Source organism: Rhodoferax sp. (assembly GCF_023701345.1).
Taxonomy (GTDB): Bacteria; Pseudomonadota; Gammaproteobacteria; order Burkholderiales; family Burkholderiaceae_C; genus Rhodoferax.
The window spans coordinates 1-4410 of sequence record NZ_JAMPXE010000190.1 but is presented as its reverse complement, the minus strand read 5'-3'; the positions used below and the strand labels follow the sequence as shown (position 1 = coordinate 4410).

Below are 4410 nucleotides of genomic sequence, written 5' to 3'. Positions count from 1 at the left end.
TTTCGTGTCATGTCGGCGCCCATGCGGCTCAAGATCATCAATTGCCTGTGCGATGGCGAAAAAAATGTGAGCTACCTGCTGACGCAGGTGGACACCACGCAGCCCAACATGTCGCAGCACCTCAATACCCTGTACCAGGCCGGTATTCTGGGCAAGCGCCGCGAGGGCGTGCAAATTTTTTACCGCATCATTGACCAGCGCATCGTGTCGATTTGTGAGGCGGTGTGTCACGAAATCGACCGCAAGTCAACCCATCATTCGTGATGACGCAAGCACACACTGCGTGCGCTGGCGGACGCGTTTATCTGGTGGGCGCCGGCCCGGGTGAGCCCGAGCTTTTGACGCTGCGCGCCGTGCGCCTGCTGCAGCAAGCCGAGGTGATCGTCTATGACAACCTGGTGTCCGATGGCGTGCTTGAATTTGTGTCGCCCACTGCCGAGCGCATTTACGCCGGCAAGCGGCGCAATGAGCACACCCTGCGCCAGGCGCAAATCAACGCCTTGCTGGTGAAGCTGGCCCGTGAGGGCAAGCAGGTGGTGCGCCTCAAGGGCGGCGACCCCTTCATCTTTGGCCGCGGCGGCGAAGAACTCCAGGCGCTGGCTGCCGCCGGGGTGGCATTTGAAGTGGTGCCCGGCGTGACGGCCGCTGCCGGGGTGGCGTGTTATGCGGGCATTCCGCTGACGCACCGCGACTACGCGCAGCGCTGTCTGTTTGTCACCGGTCACCTCAAGGATGGCACAGCCGACCTGGACTGGCCCAGCCTGGTCAGAGCCAATCAGACGGTGGTCATTTACATGGGACTGAGTGGCTTGCACGATATATGCAGGCAGATGGTGCTGCATGGGGCAGCGCCCGACCTGCCCATTGCCGTGGTGCAGGACGGCAGCATGCCGACCCAGGTGGTCGTTACCGGTACCTTGTCCAACATGGCAGAACGGGTGGCGCAGGCCGGCCTGAAATCACCGTGCCTGACGATCATTGGCGAAGTGGTCAAACTGCACCAGGAGCTGGCCTGGTATGCGCTTGCCAATGCCACGCTGGCCTGACTGACGCAGTCTGGCTTATCCGCGCCACGGTGGCGCAGCAATTCGATCGGTCTCACCCGGGATGGGCGCAAAGCCGCCATCCGCCCAGCGCCTGACTGCTTCGGCAATGCGCTGCCGATCCGATGCCACGAAGTTCCACCACATGCGTACCGGCTGCGCCAATGGCGTGCCACCGATCACCACCAGCCGTGCGCCCTGCGGACCGGCGCGCAGGGTAGCACCAGTATTGGCGGGCAGCACGGCCATCTCCTGTGCCGCAAGCGCCTCGTCGTTGACATGGAGGCTGTGCGCCGGGCTGTAGATCGCCATTTCTTCGGCCAGTGGTGGCAGCGTCCATTCACGGTCTGCGGCCAACTGCAGGTCCAGGTAAAGGGTGGGTGATGCGGTCAGCACCGGGCTGCGCACGCCAAAGGCCTCGCCGACCAGCACGCGGATGTGTGCGCCGTCGTTCTGCACCAGCGTGGGCAGATCGGTTGCTGGCACATGCTGCAAAGCCGGGTCGCACGTTTCCAGCGCAGGCGGCAGTGCCACCCAGAGCTGCAAACCGTGCAGGCGGCGCGACTTGCCGCGTTCCGCATCCGTTACGCGCTCGCTGTGCACGATGCCGCGCCCGGCTGTCATCCAGTTGATGGCTCCCGGCGTGATGGTCTGCACCGTTCCCAGGCTGTCGCGGTGCAGCAAGCTGCCCTCAAACAAATAGCTCACCGTCGCCAGACCAATGTGCGGGTGGCCGCCTACATCACTGTCGGTGCCGGCTTGCAGGGTGACAGGGCCGAAGTGGTCAAAGAACACAAAGGGCCCGACCGCGCGCCGGGCTGCTGAGGGCAGGATGCGGCGAACTGTCAGGCCGTCAGCCAGGTCACTGACCCGGCCGGTCAAACGAAGAACTTCTGCCATGCTTCTTCTCCTTCAAGCCAATGCCGACTGGATGCTGATCTCGCCTGAAAGAATGCGATGGATCGGGCACTTGTTGGCAATCTCCAGCAATTTTTGACGCTCGGCATCTGTGACGTCGCCTTCAATGAAGATGCGACGCATCATCTGGTAGCGAACCTGACCCTGCTCGTTTTTGCCCTCGACGTGATCCACGGTCACACGCAGCCCGGTGACCGCCATTTGCCGACGACGGATGTAAAGCTCCAGTGTGAGCGAGGTGCAGGCTGCCAGCGCAGAATCCAGCAGATCATGAGGGTCCGGCGCCAGGTCGTTGGAGCCGAGTGTCTTATCAACGTCAGCATTCCAGACGTGGCGCCCGTTGCTCAGCGTGGTGAGTGCACCGTTGGCGCGGTGCAGGCGTGCTTCGATGGTCATGGCGCTTTCCTTCTAAAAGCTGTTCAGGCAGACTCCCCCAGCCGGCCATCGCGGAAATCGCTCAGTGCCTGGTAAATCTCATCCTGCGAGTTCATCACAAAAGGGCCGTACTGAACAATGGGCTCCTTCAGAGGCTGGCCCGAGATCAGCGGCACCCTGGCGGGTTCAGGCGTTCTTCAAAAAGCGGGTTCAGGCGCGGCGTGCATCCAGACTCCAGGCGCCGGCGCCGTTGGCGGCAATCGCCAGCAAGCCACCGACCACGGCAATGTTCTTGAAAAACAGCAGTTGCTGCATGAAGGCCTGGTCAGCCGGCACACCCCAGTAGGCGTGGAAGAAGAAACTGGCCACCAGCGTGAATGCCGCCAGCACCAAAGCGGCGATGCGGGTACCAAAACCGGCGAGCAGTGCCAGGCTACCGACAATTTCCACGATCGCGGCCATGGCGGCAGCCAAAGTGGGAAAGGGCAAGCCGACCGATGAGATGTAACCCACGGTGCCGGCAAAGCCGGTGAGCTTGCCGATACCGGCGGGCAGGAACAAGGCGACCATCAGCAGACGGGCGGCGAGATTGAGGGGGTTTTGAATGGCGTTGGACATGATGGGTTTCCTTTAAAAAATGAGATGAACTCAGGGTGTTGCGATGGATGAAGTTTATTTGTCAACAATGAAGTTGGGAATCCCTTGAGATGGATATGATTGATCCAATTTAGGAACAATCAAGCCCGGGTATGGACCCCAATGTGCCGAACTGCGACTCAGATGTGCCGGGTTTGCGGGTTCAGACGCGCTCAGGAACCGAACAGTTTATTGGCGGTCTCGGCAATGAGCTTGCCCTGAAAGCGCGCGCCGTCCAACTCGATGGCGCTGGGCTGGCGCTGACCCTGGCCGCCGGCGATGGTGGTGGCGCCGTAGGGGCTGCCGCCGACGATTTCATCGAGCGTCATCTGGCCCTGATAGCTGTACGGCAGGCCGACGATGGTCATGCCGAAGTGCATCAGGTTGGTGATGATGGAAAACAGCGTGACTTCCTGGCCGCCATGCTGGGTGGCAGTCGACGTGAAGGCGCCACCCACCTTGCCGGTCAAGGCGCCGCGCGCCCACAGGCCGCCGGCCTGGTCGAGAAAGCTGGCCATCTGCCCGGGCATGCGGCCAAAGCGTGTCGGGCAGCCGACGATGATGGCGTCATAGCCTTCGAGCTCGGCCACGGTGGCCACAGCCGCCGCCTGCTCGACCTTGAAATGGGCGGACTTGGCCATCTCCAGGGGCACCGTTTCCGGCACCCGCTTGACATCGACCGTGGCCCCGGCTGAGCGGGCACCCTCGGCCATCGCCTGCGCCATGGTCTCGATGTGGCCGTAAGTCGAATAGTAGAGAACGAGGACTTTGGACATGGGATCTCCTTGGTAGTTTGCGCCTGTTGAGTCGCCGGCCGCATCGCGAAAAGCACTATGGGCCGTCCATGTTAATCACAAAGCCGGGGACGCGTTGCTTGCAGGACGATTGGCGTTGTCAGGGGCTGGGCGCTCTCAGCAGGCCTCGCAGGCCTGCACCGCATTGTTCACTTCGATGCGCGTCTGCTCAGTCAGATATTCCAGAAAAACACGTGTGCGCTCGGGCATGAATTGGCGACTGGGCAGCGCCGCATACAGGCTGAGCCGGCCGGTGATCCAGGGGCGCAAGACACGCACCAGTTCACCGCGCGACAAGTAAGGCGCCACCAAGTCGACGGCGACCGAGGTAATGCCGGCCCCACCCAGGGCCGCCCGCAGCAGGGTATCGGTATGGTTGATCCACAGACCGGGGTCCACCATCACATCCAGCGCCTCGTCCTGGCGCGCTGAATTCAACAAGCGCCAGGTGTGCGAACGCAGGCCCGGCGCCCTCAAACGCAGAATCTCATGCGCGGCCAGGTCTTGCGGTGTGGCGGGTGCCCCCCTGCGCTGGATGTAGGCGGGTGAGGCCACCAGCACGGCCTCGGTGGAGGAAATCTTGCGCGCAATCACGTCCGCATCAAACGCTTCGTCGGTGGGCATCAACGTGATGTCGTAATCTT

General features: G+C 62.3%; 7 protein-coding genes and 1 pseudogene. 2 read left to right on the top strand and 6 right to left on the bottom strand.

Annotation, left to right across the window (positions count from 1 at the left end):
- Positions 1-264: metalloregulator ArsR/SmtB family transcription factor (locus tag NDI87_RS16730; RefSeq protein ID WP_296276713.1), on the top strand; the 264-nt coding region annotated here is incomplete at its 5' end.
- Positions 264-1046, top strand: coding sequence for a uroporphyrinogen-III C-methyltransferase (cobA, locus tag NDI87_RS16725; protein ID WP_296276712.1), 783 nt, complete (start codon positions 264-266; stop codon positions 1044-1046). The genes NDI87_RS16730 and cobA, both read left to right, overlap by 1 nt.
- A gap of 15 nt (positions 1047-1061) precedes the next feature.
- Here the strand turns inward: cobA and NDI87_RS16720 are convergent, their stop codons facing one another.
- The 6 genes and pseudogenes from NDI87_RS16720 to NDI87_RS16695 all read right to left on the bottom strand — a co-directional run.
- Entirely contained in the window at positions 1062-1943 is an 882-nt protein-coding gene (locus NDI87_RS16720) for a pirin family protein (RefSeq protein WP_296276711.1), read from the bottom strand.
- Between the two features lie 12 nt (positions 1944-1955).
- A complete protein-coding gene (locus NDI87_RS16715; protein ID WP_296276710.1) occupies positions 1956-2357 on the bottom strand; it encodes an OsmC family protein in 402 nt (133 codons plus the stop codon).
- A gap of 23 nt (positions 2358-2380) precedes the next feature.
- A pseudogene (locus NDI87_RS16710) lies at positions 2381-2518 on the bottom strand (pirin-like C-terminal cupin domain-containing protein); the annotation flags it as partial.
- Positions 2519-2546: 28 nt separating this feature from the next.
- Entirely contained in the window at positions 2547-2954 is a 408-nt protein-coding gene (locus NDI87_RS16705) for a DoxX family protein (RefSeq protein WP_296276708.1), read from the bottom strand.
- A gap of 191 nt (positions 2955-3145) precedes the next feature.
- A complete protein-coding gene (gene wrbA / locus NDI87_RS16700; RefSeq protein WP_296276707.1) occupies positions 3146-3748 on the bottom strand; it encodes an NAD(P)H:quinone oxidoreductase in 603 nt (200 codons plus the stop codon).
- Positions 3749-3883: 135 nt separating this feature from the next.
- Positions 3884-4410, bottom strand: a 527-nt coding sequence (locus NDI87_RS16695; RefSeq protein WP_296276706.1) for a substrate binding domain-containing protein, incomplete at its 5' end; no start/stop codon positions are given.